Source organism: Paraburkholderia dinghuensis, from assembly GCF_003837865.1.
Lineage (GTDB): Bacteria > Pseudomonadota > Gammaproteobacteria > Burkholderiales > Burkholderiaceae > Paraburkholderia > Paraburkholderia dinghuensis.
Genome location: NZ_RQIS01000007.1, coordinates 167,269 through 185,033 on the forward strand (window position 1 = coordinate 167,269; position 17,765 = coordinate 185,033).

The following is a 17,765-nucleotide window of genomic DNA, read 5'->3' on the forward strand; positions in this document are numbered from 1 at the left end:
CGATGCGTTTGCCGTCCGCTATGCCCGGTCCTTTTCCAGCGCCAGCCGCGCCCGTTGCCCCCGCAGCTCGCGGGCGTTCGGGTCTGCGCCGCGTGCTGGGCCGCGATACGCTTCCTCCGCTTGCGCTCTGGCTTATCACGGCGCTGCTCGTGGCCGCGCGCCAGGGCGCGGTGCTCACGCTGGCGTTTCCCGTGCTCGCAGTGATGACGGGCCTGTGGCTCTATTTCGTGAATCCGGTGCGCTATATCGGCTTCATGTGGTGGTTGTGGTTCCTGAGTCCTGAAGTGCGGCGCCTCGCCGATTACGGCAAGGGTGGATTCACGCCGACGAGCATGATTCAGGTCGCGCCGTTGGCGGTCACGATGATCAGCGGCATATCGCTGCTGCGCTACTACCCGTTGCTTGCACAGCGTCGCAGTTTGCCGCTGCTGCTTGCGCTCGCCGGTATCGCGTATGCGTTCGTGGTGGGTGTGGTCGCGAGCGGGCCTGCTGCCGCTGTCTACGATCTGGCGAACTGGGTTTATCCGCTCCTGATCGGCTTTCACATCATGGTGCTCACGCGCCAGTATCCCGAGTCGCGGGACACCATCGTCAACACCTTCATCTACGGCATGCTCGTCATGGGCGCCTATGGCCTCGTGCAGTTCTTCGTGATGCCGCCGTGGGATGCAATGTGGATGATCGGTTCTAACATGAACTCTCAGGGCGACCCTGTGCCCTATGGCGTGCGCGTGTTCAGCACGATGAACTCGTCGGGGCCGTTTGCATTCGCGATGATGGGCGCGATGGTGCTCGTGATGGCGGCGAAGCACCGGGTACGCTGGATCGCGGCCGCCCTCGGCTTCTTCGCGTTTGCGCTCTCGCTCGTGCGCTCGACGTGGGGTGGCTGGGCGATCGCGATGCTGATCCAGTTGATGAAATCGAGCAACCGCGTGCGCGTGCGCATCATCGTCAGCGCGATGGTTCTGGCGGGTGTCTGCGTCCCGCTCCTCACCATAGGCCCCGTCGCGGAGCGCATGCAACAGCGTCTGAACACGCTCGTGAACCTCAGCAACGACCAGAGTTATGCGGCGCGTAACCAGTTCTACGCCGACTTCGCTAAAACTGCGTTCACCGACGTAACAGGAGAGGGCCTCGGTGCAACGGGCGCTTCAACGAAGTTATCGAGCAACAACGGAGAACTCGGCAAGTACGGCAGCTTCGACAGCGGCGTGATGAACATTCCATTCGTGCTCGGCTGGCCGGGCACGCTGCTGTACATGTCAGGCGTGTTGTGGCTGCTTGCGCGCGCGGTGCGCGCGGCGCTGCGCATGCCCGACGATCGCTACGTGTGCGCGTGCCTGAGTCTCGCACTTTCGATATTCGCGATGCTCGTGTTCACGAACTCGCTGGTCGGCACGGGGGGGCTGCTGTTGTTTTCCAGCGTGTTTTCCATACTCAGCGCGGGACACTGGCGCAAGCTGACGCGACGCTAAACCCGTATCACGGAGGTTACCGATTGAGAGTTGCAATCGTCACGCATGTCGTGCGCCATAACGACGGCCAGGGCCGCGTCAATCACGAGATCGCGCGCGCGGCGCTGGATGAGGGATTCGACGTCACGCTCGTTGCCTCCCATGTCGCGCCGGAACTGCTCGCCCATCCGCGAGTGAAGTGGGTGCGCGTGCAGGCCTCACGCGCGTGGCCGACCAATCTGCTGCGTCAACAGGTATTCGCGGTGAAGAGCGCACTTTGGCTTCGCCGCCATCGCACGGAGTTCGATGTGCTCCATGTGAACGGCTTCATTACATGGGCGCAGGCCGATGTCAACACGGCGCATTTCGTGCATGGCGGCTGGGCGCGCAGCAAGTACTACCCCTTTGGCCTCACGCGTGGCGTGTGGTCCGCCTATCAGTTCGTCTATACGCGCGCGAATGCGGTACTCGAACGGTGGGCGTATCGCCGCTCGCGCGTGATCGCGGCAGTGTCGCGCAAGGTGGCGGACGAGATTCGTGCGTCGGGCGGCGAGCCGATCGAGCGGCTCGACGTGATTTACAACGGCGTCGATACGCGCAGTTTCGCATCGGCAACCGCTGACCGGGCGACGTTCGATCTGCCGGCCGACGCGTGCCTGTTGCTCTTTGTCGGCGATTTGCGCACGCCGCGCAAAAACCTCGGCACGGTGTTGCACGCGTTGAAAATCTTGCCCCAACGTGTGCATCTCGCGGTGGCTGGCTATCTGCCCGGCAGTCCTTATCCGGCTATGGCGCGTGAACTGGGCATCGCTTCTCGCGTGCATTTTCTTGGCCTCGTGCGCGAGATGCCGACGTTGATGCGCTCCGTCGATGCCTATGTTTTTCCGTCGCGCTACGAAGCGATGAGCCTTTCGTTGCTGGAGGCGATGGCGGCGGGCCTGCCTGTTGTGACCGCGCGTACGGCTGGCGGCGCGGAGATCATCACGCCCGAGTGCGGCATCGTGCTCGACGATCCCGACGACGCGAACGCCCTCGCGCGGGCGGTGCAGCAACTCGCCGACGACACCGCATGGCGGCAAGCAATGGGCGAAGCGGCGGCACGGCTCGCAGGGCAGTTTGGCTGGGCGCGCATGGCCGCGCAATACATCGCGCTGTATCGGCAACTTGCGGGAGACGCGACCGAACCCGTGGGCAGTGCGCGGGATATCGCACAAACTGCGGTGTCAGGCGGTCATTCCTTGCAGCACGCGGACACTCCCTGAGGCCGGGATTCAAGTAATCGAGCATTAAAAGGAAACACGCAATGACGACTCAATCCATCCAGTCGCTGCAGATCGGCATGCACTGGTTTCCAGAGCGCGCAGGCGGCCTCGACCGCATGTACTACTCGCTCGTGGGTGCACTGCCGGGCGCAGGTGTACAGGTTCGCGGCGTTGTCGCCGGCTCGCCGAACGTGGCACACGACAGCGGCGGGGCGATCCACGGTTTCGGTCTCGCTTCGCGTGCGTTGCCGCTTCGCCTCCTGGCCGCGCGTCAGGCGCTGCGACGCGAAATCCGCCGGCATCGGCCCGATGTCATTTCATCGCACTTTGCGCTCTACACGTTCCCGGGACTCGACGTGACGCGCGGTATTCCGCAGGTTTCCCACTTCCAGGGGCCGTGGGCCGACGAAAGTTTCGTCGAGGGCGCTGCGTCGCTGAGCCAGCGTATCAAGCACTATCTGGAGCAGTCGGTGTATGAGCGCTCGTCTCGGCTAATCGTGTTGTCACGTGCGTTCGGCGACATTCTCACCAAACGCTACGCGATTTCGCCGGAGCGCGTGTGTGTCGTGCCGGGCTGCGTGGATACCGCGCAATTCGATCCGCCCTGCACACAGGCGGAAGCGCGGCTGCGGCTGCAACTGCCGCAAGGGCGGCCCATCGTGCTGGCAGTTCGCCGGCTTGTGCGCCGCATGGGTCTCGAAGACCTGATCGATGCCGTCAAGCAATTGAAGTCACGCCATCCCGACGTGTTGCTGCTGATCGCAGGTCGCGGCCGACTGGAGGCCGAACTGCAGCAGCGTATCGACGGCGCCGGCCTCGTCGACAACGTCAAATTGCTCGGCTTCGTGCCGGATGCGCATTTGCCCGCACTCTATCGCGCCGCGAATCTGAGCGTGGTGCCCACCGTAGCGCTAGAAGGATTTGGCCTGATTACGGTGGAGTCGCTTTCAGCGGGAACGCCCGTCCTCGTGACGCCGGTAGGTGGTCTGCCTGAAGCGGTAGCGGGGCTCTCGCAGGATCTCGTGCTGCCTTCGACGGGTTCGGGCGCGATTGCGGATGGCGTCGACGCTGCGCTTTCGGGCCGGTTGAAACTGCCTGATGAAAAAGCGTGCCGTGAGTACGCACGCAATCACTTCGATAACGCGGTGGTCGCAAAGCGGGTCGCGCAGATCTATGGCGAAGCGATCGCCGCCGCAAATAGCGGCGTGCATTGACGCGGAGGCGGTGCCTCGCTATGCGAGGCGCCGCCGCGCGTCTTCAAACATCCAGCGCAGCGTGTCTTCCAGCGCAATGCGCGACGTTTCGCCGATCGCCGCGCGTAGTTTCGCATTCGATCCGATGAGTTGCCGTACTTCACTCTTGCGCACGAATTGCGGATCGATTTTCACGTCGATTTCATAACCGGCGATGCCGGCGAGCGAGTCGAGCACGGAGTGCAGCGTGCAGCCGGTGCCGGAGCAAACGTTGAAGGTTTCGCCGTGCGCTAGCGTCTCGATGAGTCGTGCATAAGCATCGACGACGTCGCGAACATCGGAGAAATCGCGGCTCACGTCGATGTTGCCAAGCGAGATCGTACGCGCGCCGCGTGCATAGTGGGCGACGATCTTCGGTAGCAGGAAGTCGTCGCACTGACCGATGCCGGTGTAGTTGAAGGGGCGTGCGATCACGATCGGCAACTGGTCACGCCAGCGCTTTGCGACGTACTCCATGGCGAGTTTGCTGACCGCATAGTCGTTCGCGGGCTGCGGTGCAACGGATTCGTCGAGAACACCTTCTGTCGCATTGCCGTAGACATTCGCGCTGCTCGCAAGCAGAACCGCGCGCGGTGGTTTGCCCATGCGCGCCACTGCTTCAAGAAGGTTGCGCGTGCCGACTACGTTGACGGTATAGATGCGGGCAACATCGACGTGCGCGACGTTTGCGACGGCCGCCAGATGCACGACGACGTCGGGCTGAACGGTTTCCACGGCATCGGCGAGCGCGCGTTCGTCAAGCAGGTCTGCGGCGATGGGCGTGGTGTCGGGCGGTACGCGGTCCTGGCCGCGCACCGTGCCCCACACGCGATAGCCGCTGGCGGCAAGACGCGCCGCCATGTAGCGGCCAGTGAATCCGCCCACGCCGGTGATGAACGCGCGTGGCGCGCGAGTCGCATCAGAACGTGTCATGACGTTCGTTGCGTGCGAGGTCGGCGGTGACCATCATCTGGCAAAGCTGCTCGAGCGTCGTGCGCGCTTCCCAGCCGAGGTCCGCGCGTGCCCGGCTTGCGTCGCCGATCAGCAGGTCGACTTCGGCGGGACGGAAGAAGCGCGGATTCACGCGTACGAGCGTACGTCCCGTCGAGATGTCTACACCGGTCTCGCGTTCGTCCCTGCCCGACCATTCGAGTTGCGTGCCCGCCGCGGCGAACGCCATTTTCACGAAGTCGCGAACGGTTTCCGTGCGGCCGGTGGCGAGGACGTAGGTGTCGGGACGATTCGCCTGGAGCATGCGCCACATGCCTTCGACATACTCGGACGCAAAGCCCCAGTCACGTTTTGCGTCGAGGTTACCCAGTTCGAGCACCTGCTGCTTGCCGAGCTTGATCTTCGCGACCGCATCGGTGATCTTGCGCGTCACGAATTCGCGGCCACGCAGCGGCGATTCGTGATTGAAGAGAATGCCGCTCGTCGCGAAGAGATCGTATGACTCGCGATAGTTCACCGTGGACCAGTGCGCGAAGAGCTTGGCGATGCCATAGGGGCTGCGCGGATAGAACGGCGTTTCTTCGCATTGCGGCACGGCGCGCACCTTGCCGAACATTTCCGAGGTGGACGCCTGATAGAAGCGGATGCGTGGATTGACGACGCGGATCGCTTCGAGCAGGTTCAGCGCGCCGACGCCCGTGACTTCGGCGGTCGTGACGGGCTGGTCGAACGACACGCCGACGAAGCTTTGCGCCGCAAGGTTATAGATTTCGTCGGCGTTCGAACGGTCGATCAGGCGGAGCGTGGAGCCTGCGTCGGTGAGATCGTGTTCGACGAGTTCGAGTTCGGGATGTTCGAGCACGCCAAGCTCGTTCATGCGCCAGAAATTGACGGAACTGGTGCGGCGGTACGTGCCGCTGACGTGATAGCCCTTGTCCAGCAGCAGGCGGGTCAGGTATGCGCCGTCCTGGCCGGATACGCCGGTGATGATGGCTTTGCGTCGTGCATTCATGGAATTGGCCTTCTGTGAATTAAACGGGGATTGGGAGACTGGTGGCCGGACGTTCAGGGCTGCGTGCCGGATGCACTTGCCACGGGGACGCTGGGCGTTTGCGTTGTTTGCCGCGCGTGTGGGCCGCGGGTCAGGCGCTTTTCGAAAAGGAACCAGCTTGCGCTCGCATAGGCGAGCGTTAATGCGAGTGCGATTGCGGCGCTCTGTGCGCGGCCGTGAACGAACGGCCACACGGCGTAGAGGATCGTCAGGTGAATGAGGTAGATCGTGTAACTGATCGTGCCCAGATAAACGAGTACGGGATTGCAGAGGACGCGCAGCAGAAGGCCTCTGGACTGCAATGCCATTACGACGAGCGACGTACAGAGCACGAGCGAGATGCTATAGAGCAGTGCGTTTGAAAGCGATGTGTTTTCGGCGCGAAAACGCGGGTAATGCAGATGCAGCCAGGCGAGCGCGGCAAGCGCAGCGAAGAAGAGGAACGCCGCGGGCAGCTTCAACGGTTCGAGTGCTTCGCGGTCGCGTCGCACAAGCACAGCGAGTAGGGCGCCTGCGGCGAGCAGGTCCATGCGGAATGGCGTGAGGTAGTAGATCGGCCAGAAAGAGTCGAACCACGGCGTCGCGATCGCTCGCAGCACCGGCGCGATCGCGATCAGTGCAACGGCTACGATAGCCAGCAGCGTTTCGGGGAGCAGCAGAACGATGAATGGCCAGACGATGTAGAACTGCTCTTCCACGGCGAGCGACCACAGGATATTGAGGCTGTCGTGGCCGCTCTGCCCGACCGCGTCACCGATATTCGTGGCGAAGAACGCATACCAGCGCCAGAAGTGCGTCCAACCGAGGCCGAACAGCATCGACGAGACGGCCAGCAATAACAAATACGGCGGCAGGATGCGGCGTACGCGTCGCGCGTAGAAGTAGCTGAAATACGATTGGCCGCGCGCCTTGCGTTCGAGCAGGATGCCGGTGATCAGAAAGCCGCTGAGCACGAAGAAGAGGTCGACGCCCATCCACAGCGGCGCGTGCAGCGCGTGCTGTGCGAAGACGGCCATCACGGCGAATGCACGCAGGCCGTCGAGCTGGACGATGCGGTGTGAAGGTGCGGTTTGACTTGCGAGGCTCTTTACGGTCATCAGGTATCGGGTGGATGCATGCGCAGAAAGTCCGGATCATTCTAGAAAGAATTAATTGAGCCAAAACCGCGAAATATATCCGCTGCTTAATCCGGTTTTAAGCGCGATACAAAGACGAAAATGCGCTGGCGTATCGAGCTGAATGCGAACGCCTTGGTTCCTCGTGCTGACATGGATCGGGAAAAACGCCCTGATTTACATGGTTGCTGGCACTTATGACCGCATTTTCTGGACTTAAAGCAAACTAGCAAGGATGTTGTGTCGACGATAAAGCTTTGAATATTTTTGAATTATTTTCGGTTTTTCAGCGGCGACTTTTCTCAACCGTTGTGCGGCATGATCCGGACAGATTGCCGAGAAGCCAACGGAGGAATTGCCTTGCCGTCATCGAGTCGCGGTCACCGCCTTTGCAGGCCGCTTGCACTTTCCGCTCTGTGTGCGTTCGTGTGCACGTCGTCGGTTCAGACTGTGGCCGCGCCGCAATTGAACGTGACCACGTCGTGGATCGGCAATACGTATGGGTACGGGCAGGGCACGTGGACGCAGATCAACATCACCGCGATCGCGGTCACCCCAGAAGGCAAAGTGTTCACGAATGCCCCGTGGGACGAAAGCGGCGGAGAAATCACCGCATATCAGGACGGGAAGGCGCTCGGATTCGCGGGTGGCACGCACGGTTGGGGTGGTAGCGGCGGCAATGCGGTCGCCGTGAATCGCCGGTATCTGTATGCGGCTGTGGGCGTCGGAAACGAAAAAGGGCACCTGGTCGGCAACGGCATCTGGCCGCCGAAGGGGCATCAGTGGATCGGTGTTACGCGGCGGTCGCTCGACGATCCGAAGCGCGCGGCAGCCTTCCAGCCGCCTGCCGATCCACTCAATCCGCACGCACAGCTCTCGGGCGCATTTCTCATGGTCAACGATGTCACGAGCGGAGCGCACGCGGATATCGGCGGCCTCGCTGCATCGGATTCGACGCTATACGTGAGCAACACCACGGCGAACCGTGTCGAGGTCTACGACGCGATCACGATGCAGCGCCAGTCGCAGTGGGACGTTCACGAGCCTGGCCGCATCGCACTCGCAGGCGATGGTTCGGTGTGGGTGCTCACGGGCACCCTCACCGATCACGCTCCGCGTGTTGCGCATTACTCCGCACAGGGAAAGCTGCTGAGCGCCGATGCGCTCACACTGCCGACCGATACGCAGGCCGTCGATATCGCCGTCGATCCCGTGCAACGCATCCTGATCGCCGACAACGGACCGCGCCAGCAGATCCTCGTCTATACGCGCAGCAGCCAGGACTACACGCTAAGCGGCATGCTCGGCGAACGCGGCGGCATTTTCTCGGGCGCAGCGGGGCGTCCCGGTCCAGGGCGATTCAACGGTTTGACCGGTGTGGCCGCCGACGCGCGCGGCAACATCTACGTTTCGACGAACGGCATCGGGCCGCGCTACGAGAATATCGGCGCAGGCCTTGGCGCGTCGCTCGAAAGCTATACGCTGGCGGGCAAGCGTAACTGGATCGTAGAGGGATTGCTTTTCGTGGACGGTGCGTGGATGGATCCGTCGCGCCCGAACAGCGTCTATACCGGCAACAAGCGCTTTGAACTCGATCTGTCGAAGCCGCCCGGTCAGGAGTGGAAATACGCCGGATTCCTGAACAATCGATTCCGCTATCCCGATGATCCGGTCTTCCACACGGACCAGTGGCCCGGCCTGCCGGTCGCGCGCCAGTTGGACGGTCACACGTTTCTCTACCTGACCGACATGTACGCCGATCATCTGAAGATCTACCGCTTCGATCGGCAGCGTGATAGCGAAACGGCGATTCCTTCGGGTCTCATCGCCGGCCGCGAGCGGGGCGTATTGCATGTACCGAACGCGCCCCCCGGCGGCGACTGGATGTGGCGCGACACAAACGGCAACGGCGCATTCGATGCCGACGAGTTCACGCGTAATCCGGGCCCCGACAAGCTGCCCGGCGGCTGGGGCTGGTGGATCGACACGCGCGGCGATATCTGGCGCGCGCGCGACAACCGGGGCATCTGGCGTTTCCGCTTTGGTGGTCTCGACGCGAAGGGCAACCCGATCTACGCCTACGACAAGCTCGATAAATACGCGGTGCCGGCGCCGTTTATCGAAGTACACCGCGCGATCTACGAACCGGATTCCGATTCGATGTACGTCACGGGCTACACCGCCGACGCGCCGCACGATCCGGGCTTCCCGAAAGAGGCGGGCCGCGTGCTCGTGCGATACGACCACTGGTCGAGCGGGCAGCCGGAACAGCGCTATTCGCTGCGTTTGCCGTGGGACCCGAAAGCGACGCCACCCGCGACGCCTGCCGGCCTCACTGTGGAAGGGCAATACGTTTTCGTGGTCGAACCCGCGGGGACCGTCTGCGTGTACGACAAAGCCAGCGCGAAAGAGATCGGCACCTTCGGACCCGGCCCGGAAGTCGGTAATGCGTCGGGCTGGGTCGACGTGCCATTCGGCATCAGTGCGCACCGGCAGCCCGATGGCGAATACCTCGTCTTCGTCGAAGAGGATGCGCGCGGCAAGGTGCTCATGTATCGCTGGAAGCCGGCCTGACGCCGCATCGCAACCGCTGCCACTGGAAACTGCATGGACAAGGCAATACTGCGCAACGTCGCGATCAATCTATTCGGCCTCGTGCTGCCGACTTTCGTGTCGCTGGTCACGGTGCCCTCGTATATTCGTCTGCTCGGCGTCGAGCGCTACGGCGTGGTCGCGCTCGTGTGGACGCTGATCGGCTATTTCAGCGTGCTCGATCTGGGTATGAGCATGGCCGCTCAGAATCACATTTCGAAGGCGCATGCATCCGGCGACGCCGAGGCCTGCGAGCGCGTGTTCTGGAGTGCTTTCTGGCTCAACTTCACGACCGGCGCGATCGGCGGATTGCTGATCTATTCGGGCGGCGCGCTCTATACGGCGTATTTCTCGCACGTTTCTTCTGCTTTGCGTCATGAGGTCTTTCTCGCGCTGCCGTGGCTCGCCGTGGCGATTCCTGTGGCGAATGTCTCGTGGGTGTTCGCGGGCGCCATCAATGGCGCCGAGCGCTTCGGCATCTACAACACGAATCAGACGCTCGGGACGTTCCTGTTTCAGCTGCTGCCGCTCGCCGCCGCGTGGGCCGTTGCGCCGAACCTGCAAACCGTGCTTGCTGCCGCCGTGTTCGCGCGGCTCGTCGCGGGCGTGTTGCTGGGGCGCTCGGCACTGCGCGTGCTCAACATCCGTACTTTGCGCGGTCCGCGCTTCGATACGTCGAAGGCACTCTTTAACTTTGGCGGCTGGATGCTGGTGGCCAGCGTCACGGGCATGGTGGCTGATTCGCTCGACCGCATGATGCTAGGTGCGGGTCTCGGCGCGCGTTTCGTGACCTACTACACGGTGCCGCAAAACCTCGTCACACGTCTGAACCTCGTGCCGAACGCACTCGTGCGCACGTTGTTTCCGCGTCTTTCTGCGCTGCGTCGTGACCATGCCGACGAGATCGCCGCGCAATCGCTGCAGTTTCTCAACGCCGTATTCACGCCTGTCGCAATCGGCGCGATCGTCGTGCTTGAACCGTTCCTGCGCGCGTGGGTTGGACCCGTGCTCGCGGAACACGGCGCGCCCGTTGGCCGCGTGCTGATCGTCGCTGTCTGGCTGGTCGGGCAGGCCAGCGTCACCCGCGTGCTGATCCAGGCGCAGAACAATCCGGCTGCGACGGCGCGTGTCGGGCTCGTCGAGTTGCCGTTGTTCGCCGGGCTGCTTTGGTTCGGCATCGATCACTATGGTCTGCCCGGTGCGGCTGCAGCGGTGCTCGCGCGTGCGCTTTTCGACTACCTCGTGCTGCTATGTCTGGCGCGCATTCGCACCCGCACGATTCTCGTCGATATGTTCGCGCATCTGAGTTTCCTCGCAGCCGCGCTTGCGATTGCGTGGTGGTTGCCGGGCGCGGCCTACGCAATCGGCACGGGCGTGGTGCTGTCGGCGGCAAATATTGTGTGGTCGGTGGCTAGCACGCCGATGTTGCGCGGCTACGCCCGTTCTCTTTTGTTTCGTTTGAATTCACGGAAAAGCGCATGAGTCACGAACTGATTGACGAAGCGGCACCGTCCGAACGTAGTGCCGCACCTGCGATGCGGCGCGTGACATCCGCATCGAAACGCGGTGATGCTGCCGCTGTGACGGCGCTACGGCCTGCACGCATGAAGCGAGCGCCGCGCGTGGCGATCGTGCATGACTGGCTCGTCACGTATGCCGGCGCGGAACGCGTGCTCGAACAGATCATCGCCTGCTTTCCCGAGGCCGATCTCTTTGCCGTCGTCGATTTCGTCGACGAAAAAGACCGCGCGTTTCTGCGCGGCAAACAGGTCACGACGTCGTTCATCCAGAAACTGCCGTTTGCGCGCAAGAAATACCGTGCATGGCTGCCGCTGATGCCGCTGGCCATCGAGCAACTCGACGTCTCGAACTACGACGTGGTGATATCGAGTAGCCACGCCGTGGCCAAGGGCGTGTTGACGGGACCGGACCAGTATCATCTGAGCTACGTCCACTCGCCGATCCGCTACGCGTGGGATCTCCAGCATCAGTATCTACAGGAATCGCAGCTCACACGCGGACCCAAATCCGCGATGGCGCGGCTCATCCTTCACTACATCCGCAACTGGGACGTGCGTACCGCGAATTCGGTCGATCAGTTCGTCGCCAATTCGCACTTCATCGCGCGCCGTATTCACAAGGTGTATCAGCGCGAGGCGGCTGTGGTGTATCCGCCGGTCGCCATCGATGCATTCGAACTCGAGACGCAGAAGGAGGATTTCTATCTAACCGCGTCGCGGCTCGTACCGTACAAAAAGATCGATCTGATCGTCGAAGCGTTCGCGCGGATGCCGGAGCGCAAGCTTGTCGTGATCGGTGATGGCCCCGACATGAACAAGGTCCGCGCAAAGGCGACGCCGAATGTCGAAATCATGGGGTATCAGCCGTTTGCGGTGCTGCACGATCGCATGCGGCGTGCGAAGGCTTTCGTGTTTGCGGCCGAGGAGGACTTCGGCATCTCCGTTGTCGAGGCGCAGGCGTGCGGCACGCCCGTCATCGCCTACGGCAAGGGCGGCGCACTGGAAACAGTGCGCGACACTTCACGGCCCACGGGTCTCTTTTTCGCGGAGCAGAGTGCCCAGGCGATCATCGCGGCCGTGAATGCATTCGAGCGCGAGCCGGACCGTATCCGCGCCGAGGATTGCCGCGCGAATGCGGAGCGCTTTTCCGCCGCGCATTTCCGCGAGCAATTGCTGGCGCGCGTGAGAGATGTGGTGCCGGAGATCTCCGTGCGCGATGTCGCGCGTGCGATTCCGGTGCCCCCGGCGCGCTCCGACGATTTGGCCGACGACGCACCGCGTGTACTCGCCATCGACCAGAGCGGCGTGCTCGGCGGTGCGGAGCTTTCGCTCCTCGAAGTGGTGAAGGGGCTACGTACGCGCATCGACGTTTTGCTGTTCAACGATGGACCTTTCCGCGAAGCGCTTGCCGCCGCAGGCGCGCGTGTCGACGTGCTGGATTCCGGCGCATTGCGCCACCTGCGGCGCGACGGCGGTGCGGGGCCGCGGCTTGGCATGCTCGCTGGCATCGCTTCGCTCGTGCGCGAGACGCGGCGCCGCGCACGCGATGTGGACGTGCTCTACGCCAACACGCAGCGTGCGATGGTGATTGGCGTGCTGGCCGGGCGGTTCGCGCGCAAGCCCGTGGTCTGGCACCTGCGTGACATCGTGAGCGCGGAGCATTTCGGCCGTGTCCAACGCTCGGTCATCAAGGTGTGCGCGAAGCTCGGCCTCGCGCATGTGATTGCGAACTCGCACGCGTCTGCACGCGTGTTTCAGCAACTGACCGGTTTCGATACTCGCCGGATCGATGTCGTGCACAACGGTGTGGACGAAGCGCCGTTCATGGCAATCGAACGGGTTTCGCAGCGGCAGTTGCGCAAGGATATCGGTCTGCCAGAGGACGCCTTTCTGGTAGGTGCATTCAGTCGCCTCGCGCGATGGAAGGGGCAGCATGTCCTGCTAGAAGCGCTCCTCGTCGACACGCGGATGCACGCGGTGCTGGTAGGGGCGCCGCTTTTCGGCGAAGACGCCTATGAGGCGGAGCTGCGAGCATTCGTCGAAACGCATGGCCTCGCGGCGCGCGTGCACTTCCTCGGCTTTCGTCGCGACATTGCGGCCTGCATGCGTGCGGTCGATGTGATTGCCCACACGTCGATCACGCCGGAGCCTTTTGGCCGCGTCGTGGTTGAAGGCATGTTGGCGCAGCGCCCGGTGGTGGCTTCGCGTGATGGCGGCGTGACCGAAATCGTCGACCATGGCGAGAGCGGTCTGCTGTGCACGCCTGGCGACGCTACCGAATTGGCCGCCACACTCGCTTCGCTTCACGACGATCCTGAATTACGCACGCGACTCGCGGTTTGCGGGCTGGCTACGGCGCGTGCGCGTTTCGGCAAGGCGCAGTACGTCGGGGCCGTGGAGCGCGTGCTGGACGCGGTCGCGAAGCGCCGCCGCCGTCAAGGTTAAGGAGGCGCGCCGCCTTCAGGTGGCGCGTCAAGCACTGCGCCGCCGCAGCCGCGCAGCAGCGTTCTGCGCTGGCCGCTCGAACAGGCGATAGAAGATCCACGCCACAGGCAAAACACTCAGCGTGAAGCCGAACGACGGCCAGATAGAAGGCTGCAGCGCCGAGCGATAGAGCAGCGAGGCGAGCAGCACGAAGAGCGGCAGGTGGATCAAGTAGAGCGAGTAACTGAAGTTGCCGATCTTCGAGAATATCGGCGTCACGATTCGGCCCGGCGCAAAGGGATGCGACAGTGCCTTGACGAGATAGCACGCAAAGGCAAGCGACCACAGCTGGAACGCGCCATATTGGCCGAAATGGAACGCTACGCACCCGGCCGCGGCGAGCAGCGCGGCGGCGGGGTAGGCGAATGGAATGCCAGGGGAGCCGCGCAGCCGCGCTTCGGCAATCCACGCGCCAAGGATCCACGAAAACCAGTATGACGTGAAGAACGTGAGGTCGTGGCGCTGCAGCGTCAATGCCGATACGACGTTGATCGCGACAATGCCGGTGATTATGGCAGCGAGGCCGAAGCGGCGACGCAGCGCGAAGACGAGCGGGTAGAGCAGATAAAACTGCACTTCGAGCGATAGCGTCCACAGCGCGCCGTTCGAGCCGTAGGTCTTGCCAGCCAGGCCCTGCAACGAGAACAGATTGATGAGAAAGGCACGCGGTCCGATATCGAGAATCTTGTGGCTAACCGGCGACAGCGTGAGGCTGATCGAGTCGGCGGCAAACGTCAGCAGTAGCGCTGCGAACAGCACTGGATAGATTCGCACGAATCGGCGCAGCCAGAATTGCCGCGCATCGAGGCGGAAATCCGGATTCACGACGAGGCGAGCCGCGCCGCTGCGATGGATGCAATAGCCGCTGATGACGAAGAAAATCGGCACACCTGCCGAACCCCATGCCACTGGCAGCGTGAGCCATGCAGCGATCGAGCCGGGGTTGGCGAGACTCGCATGCGAGTGGTGGAAGGCCTCCATGCCGATCCACGTGACCTGGCGGCAATGGAAATACGCGACCAGCACGGCTGCGAAGCCGCGCAGCGCGTCGATCAGGTGCTCGCCAGAGATCACCCCGGCGGCCCGGGAGACGTGATGCGAAGGTGCGGCAGGCACGGAGGATGCTGGCAGCAGGGCGGTTTCGAGTGCGGGATCGCTCATCGGTGTGCAGTTTCGTCAAGTTACCTCGCGATCATAGGGATGCGCCACGCCGAAATTATGCGAAAGATTTTCAAAATGTATTCGACGTCGTCAGATTGAATGCCGACCTGGAAAATGAAAACAGGGAAATAAATCGTTATTCGGTAAAACGCATTTATTTGACCAATTTGTGGTGCTATTTTTGATGCGGCTTTTATGGTCGCTGGAGATTTCGATGAATCTGCATTTGCTTGCCGGCGTTGCCGTGCTGTTGATACTGGCTGCGGTGTCTGCGTACCGCGAGGCCCTGAGAAATGAGCCAATCCGGCGTGTTCGCGCACGCTCCGGCAAGTTGCCGACCGTCGATGACGTCGAGTAGACTCACCGCCTTGACCTTGGGCTTCATTCGCACGCGATTGCTATCTGATCGCCATCCGATCGCGGCAATGCATGCGGCAATGAAGCAGGAAATTCGTTCCGGGTATACGGAGTGAATGGAAATAATTGCCGCCGATCGCGTTGAACACATTTAATTGAATTCCATGTGCATTTCGTTATCGGTTAGCTATTGGCTATCACCGATCGAGAGCGGGAATCGACCCCTTTCAATAAAAAAACGTTGCACCATCACCATCAGAGTTTTCGGGGACGCCGGGCTTGCCTTGCTGCGAGGCCGTTACTCAAACGATCGATCTGGGAATGAACATCATGCTGAAAGTAACCAAAGCGGTATTTCCTGTTGCAGGCCTCGGAACGCGCTTTTTGCCCGCGACGAAGGCTAGCCCCAAGGAAATGCTGCCGATCGTCGACAAGCCGCTGATCCAGTACGCGGTGGAGGAGGCGATCGCGGCGGGGATCACGGAAATGATTTTCGTGACCGGTCGCAGCAAGCGGGCAATTGAAGACCATTTCGACAAATCGTACGAGATCGAGGCCGAACTCGAAGCGCGCCGCAAGGACAAGCTGCTCGATCTCGTTCGCAGCATCAAGCCGGCCAACGTGGACTGCTTTTACGTTCGTCAGGCAGAGGCACTGGGTCTTGGCCACGCGGTGCTGTGTGCGGAAAAACTGGTGGGCGAAAGTCCGTTTGCCGTGATCCTCGCGGACGATCTGCTCTACAGTCCGACGCCGGTCATGAAGCAGCTCGTGAATACATTCAACCACTATCACAGCTCCGTGGTGGGCGTGGAAACCATCGAGCGCGAGGACAGCGCTTCGTATGGCGTGGTCGATGGCCGCGAGTGGGAAGAGGACGTATTCAAGCTCTCGGGCATCGTGGAGAAGCCCGCGCCCGAGGTAGCGCCGTCGAATCTTGGCGTGGTGGGGCGTTACGTGCTGATGCCCACGATCTTCAATCATCTGCGTGCGCTCAAGCCGGGTTCGGGCGGCGAATTGCAGCTGACCGATGCACTGCAGTCGCTGCTCACCGATGAGCAGGTGCTCGCCTATCGCTATACGGGCACGCGCTTTGACTGCGGCAGCAAGCTCGGTTACCTGAAGGCGACGGTGGAGTTCGCGCTGCGCCACCCCGAGGTGAGGGACGACTTCGAGGCGTATCTGCAGAACCAGTTGCCTGCGGCATTGCCCGTGGCGGCCTGATAACAGCGCGGGATGCAGCCTCGGGCGCATGCACCAGGCTGCATTGGGCTGCATGGGGATTGTGGGCGCCGCGCACCGGCGCTTTCCGCGCGCATGACGTCTTTTCACGGTGCAGAAAGGGCCTGAACCGGCGAGCCGGCCCGTAACAGGCCGTCGTGTTACCGGTCACAATATTTTTGAGATTCGAGGGTTTTCCCTCGTTTGAAAGCGCTTTCACGCCGAGTATTCTCCGTTCCATGATATCCGACGACCCCACTCCGCCCAACGTCACGCTCGAAGAGATCGCGCGCGCTGCGGGTGTTTCTCCGAGCACGGTGTCGCGGATCCTGAATGGCACGGTGCGGGTTTCGTCTGAGAAACGTCAGGCGGTCGAGCAGGCGATCGCCCAGTTCCGGTATCGGCCGAACGTGCTGGCACGCAGTCTCGCCAGCGGCAGGACGGACACCATTGGCGTGCTGACGCAAACTGTCGCGAGCCCGTTTTACGCAGAGTGGCTGCGCGGCATCGAAGAGGCGCTGTACGAGCCAGGGCTCACACCCGTTTTCGTCAGCAGCCGCTGGAACGTCGAGGAGGAGCGCACGCGCGTCGAGCAGTTCATCGCGCGGCGTGTGGACGGCATCATCATCCTGCATGGTCAGCTTGACGAGAGCCGCCTTGAGGAATTCTCGCGGCAAACGCCCATTGTCGTGCTGGGGCGCTCGCTCGAGGCAGGGCCAACGCTTGCGGGTTTTCCGATCGATAACGTGCAGGGCGCGTTCGATGCGACTCATCATCTGATCGCGCAAGGTCACCGCAAAATCGCTTTTATTGCAGGCCCCCCAAACCACACTGACGCGCTCGAACGCCTGGTCGGCTATCGCATGGCGTTAGAGGAGGCCGGTATTCCGTTCGACGCAATTCGTGTCGAGCAGGGCGACTTTGTCGAAACCGGCGGCGTAGCGGCCATGGAGCGCCTGATAGACCGTGGAGTCGGTTTTACAGCCGTATTCTGCGCGAACGACCAGACCGCTTACGGCGCACGTCTCGTGCTCTACCGACGCGGCCTGCGCGTGCCGGAAGACGTTTCGCTAGTCGGTTTCGACGATGTGCCGACTTCGCTGTACACCACGCCGCCGCTTACGACAGTACGTCAGCCGATCTATGAACTCGGCCGGCAGGCTGCCGAGGCGATCGTGGGGCTGATCCGCAAGGAACCCGTTACCTCGAGTCCGGCCCCGCTGAGTTTGATCGTGCGCGAAACCACTTGCGCACCGCGTTCCGCTGAATCCAGAGCAGCATCATCAGGTTAGTTTTTGTGGCGGTTCATTCCGCCGCGGGCGACAGCCGCCCAGCCGTGAAAGCGCTTTCAAATCTTTCATGTGATTG

General features: G+C 62.2%; 13 protein-coding genes. 8 read left to right on the forward strand and 5 right to left on the reverse strand.

Translation table 11 applies throughout. The features are described from left to right. Positions 1 to 2: 2 nt before the first annotated feature. From D1Y85_RS11625 to D1Y85_RS11635, 3 genes are read left to right on the forward strand one after another with little or no spacing between them, the layout of a single operon-like run. Entirely contained in the window at positions 3 to 1,475 is a 1,473-nt protein-coding gene (locus D1Y85_RS11625) for a glucose-6-phosphate isomerase (protein WP_124151200.1), read from the forward strand. 23 nt (positions 1,476 to 1,498) lie between these two features. Further along, positions 1,499 to 2,716 carry a glycosyltransferase family 4 protein gene (locus tag D1Y85_RS11630; protein WP_124151201.1) on the forward strand — a complete coding sequence of 406 codons (1,218 nt, stop codon included), beginning with the start codon at positions 1,499 to 1,501 and terminating at the stop codon, positions 2,714 to 2,716. Positions 2,717 to 2,757: 41 nt separating this feature from the next. Continuing rightward, on the forward strand, positions 2,758 to 3,930 hold the full coding sequence (locus D1Y85_RS11635; RefSeq protein ID WP_124151202.1) for a glycosyltransferase family 4 protein: 1,173 nt from the start codon (positions 2,758 to 2,760) through the stop codon (positions 3,928 to 3,930). A gap of 18 nt (positions 3,931 to 3,948) precedes the next feature. Here D1Y85_RS11635 and D1Y85_RS11640 read toward each other — a convergent pair whose 3' ends face one another. The 3 genes from D1Y85_RS11640 to D1Y85_RS11650 are packed head-to-tail and all read right to left on the reverse strand — an operon-like array spanning position 3,949 to position 7,047. Continuing rightward, the gene (locus tag D1Y85_RS11640) at positions 3,949 to 4,881 is read right to left on the reverse strand and encodes a GDP-mannose 4,6-dehydratase (protein WP_124151203.1); all 933 of its coding nucleotides are present in this window, start codon (positions 4,879 to 4,881) and stop codon (positions 3,949 to 3,951) included. Continuing rightward, on the reverse strand, positions 4,868 to 5,911 hold the full coding sequence (gene gmd / locus D1Y85_RS11645) for a GDP-mannose 4,6-dehydratase (protein WP_124151204.1): 1,044 nt from the start codon (positions 5,909 to 5,911) through the stop codon (positions 4,868 to 4,870). The genes D1Y85_RS11640 and gmd overlap by 14 nt, the downstream gene beginning before the upstream one ends. Before the next feature lie 53 nt (positions 5,912 to 5,964). Continuing rightward, positions 5,965 to 7,047 carry an acyltransferase family protein gene (locus tag D1Y85_RS11650; protein ID WP_124151205.1) on the reverse strand — a complete coding sequence of 361 codons (1,083 nt, stop codon included), beginning with the start codon at positions 7,045 to 7,047 and terminating at the stop codon, positions 5,965 to 5,967. Positions 7,048 to 7,383: 336 nt separating this feature from the next. On the opposite strand from D1Y85_RS11650, the gene D1Y85_RS11655 reads away from it, so the two are divergent. The 3 genes from D1Y85_RS11655 to D1Y85_RS11665 are packed head-to-tail and all read left to right on the forward strand — an operon-like array spanning position 7,384 to position 13,622. Further along, a complete protein-coding gene (locus D1Y85_RS11655; RefSeq protein ID WP_425466921.1) occupies positions 7,384 to 9,639 on the forward strand; it encodes an NHL repeat-containing protein in 2,256 nt (751 codons plus the stop codon). A gap of 33 nt (positions 9,640 to 9,672) precedes the next feature. Continuing rightward, positions 9,673 to 11,139 carry a flippase gene (locus D1Y85_RS11660; RefSeq protein ID WP_124151207.1) on the forward strand — a complete coding sequence of 489 codons (1,467 nt, stop codon included), beginning with the start codon at positions 9,673 to 9,675 and terminating at the stop codon, positions 11,137 to 11,139. After that, the gene (locus D1Y85_RS11665; RefSeq protein WP_124151208.1) at positions 11,136 to 13,622 is read left to right on the forward strand and encodes a glycosyltransferase family 4 protein; all 2,487 of its coding nucleotides are present in this window, start codon (positions 11,136 to 11,138) and stop codon (positions 13,620 to 13,622) included. The genes D1Y85_RS11660 and D1Y85_RS11665 overlap by 4 nt, the downstream gene beginning before the upstream one ends. Positions 13,623 to 13,649: 27 nt before the next feature. Here the strand turns inward: D1Y85_RS11665 and D1Y85_RS11670 are convergent, their stop codons facing one another. Together D1Y85_RS11670 and D1Y85_RS27005 are read right to left on the reverse strand one after the other, a co-directional pair. After that, entirely contained in the window at positions 13,650 to 14,822 is a 1,173-nt protein-coding gene (locus tag D1Y85_RS11670; protein WP_124151209.1) for an acyltransferase family protein, read from the reverse strand. A 193-nt stretch (positions 14,823 to 15,015) separates the two neighbouring features. After that, complete coding sequence (locus tag D1Y85_RS27005; protein ID WP_185218958.1) at positions 15,016 to 15,207, reverse strand: hypothetical protein; 192 nt, start codon at positions 15,205 to 15,207, stop codon at positions 15,016 to 15,018. Between the two features lie 302 nt (positions 15,208 to 15,509). Between D1Y85_RS27005 and galU the strand changes: the two genes are divergently transcribed. Further along, positions 15,510 to 16,400 (forward strand): UTP--glucose-1-phosphate uridylyltransferase GalU, encoded by an 891-nt coding sequence (gene galU, locus D1Y85_RS11675; RefSeq protein WP_124151210.1) that lies wholly within the window; start codon positions 15,510 to 15,512, stop codon positions 16,398 to 16,400. A 236-nt stretch (positions 16,401 to 16,636) separates the two neighbouring features. Continuing rightward, positions 16,637 to 17,689, forward strand: coding sequence for a LacI family DNA-binding transcriptional regulator (locus D1Y85_RS11680; RefSeq protein ID WP_124151211.1), 1,053 nt, complete (start codon positions 16,637 to 16,639; stop codon positions 17,687 to 17,689). Positions 17,690 to 17,765 lie beyond the last annotated feature (76 nt).

What these genes read in the sequence shown, in the direction of transcription:
- D1Y85_RS11625 (WP_124151200.1), top strand. Translation starts at nt 3, where the DNA reads ATGCGTTTGCCGTCCGCTATGCCCGGTCCTTTTCCAGCGCCAGCCGCG.
- D1Y85_RS11635 (WP_124151202.1), top strand. Translation starts at nt 2,758, where the DNA reads ATGACGACTCAATCCATCCAGTCGCTGCAGATCGGCATGCACTGGTTT.
- D1Y85_RS11640 (WP_124151203.1), bottom strand. Translation starts at nt 4,881, where the DNA reads ATGACACGTTCTGATGCGACTCGCGCGCCACGCGCGTTCATCACCGGC.
- gmd (WP_124151204.1), bottom strand. Translation starts at nt 5,911, where the DNA reads ATGAATGCACGACGCAAAGCCATCATCACCGGCGTATCCGGCCAGGAC.
- D1Y85_RS11650 (WP_124151205.1), bottom strand. Translation starts at nt 7,047, where the DNA reads ATGACCGTAAAGAGCCTCGCAAGTCAAACCGCACCTTCACACCGCATC.
- D1Y85_RS11655 (WP_425466921.1), top strand. Translation starts at nt 7,384, where the DNA reads ATGATCCGGACAGATTGCCGAGAAGCCAACGGAGGAATTGCCTTGCCG.
- D1Y85_RS11660 (WP_124151207.1), top strand. Translation starts at nt 9,673, where the DNA reads ATGGACAAGGCAATACTGCGCAACGTCGCGATCAATCTATTCGGCCTC.
- D1Y85_RS11665 (WP_124151208.1), top strand. Translation starts at nt 11,136, where the DNA reads ATGAGTCACGAACTGATTGACGAAGCGGCACCGTCCGAACGTAGTGCC.
- D1Y85_RS11670 (WP_124151209.1), bottom strand. Translation starts at nt 14,822, where the DNA reads ATGAGCGATCCCGCACTCGAAACCGCCCTGCTGCCAGCATCCTCCGTG.
- D1Y85_RS27005 (WP_185218958.1), bottom strand. Translation starts at nt 15,207, where the DNA reads ATGAAGCCCAAGGTCAAGGCGGTGAGTCTACTCGACGTCATCGACGGT.
- galU (WP_124151210.1), top strand. Translation starts at nt 15,510, where the DNA reads ATGCTGAAAGTAACCAAAGCGGTATTTCCTGTTGCAGGCCTCGGAACG.
- D1Y85_RS11680 (WP_124151211.1), top strand. Translation starts at nt 16,637, where the DNA reads ATGATATCCGACGACCCCACTCCGCCCAACGTCACGCTCGAAGAGATC.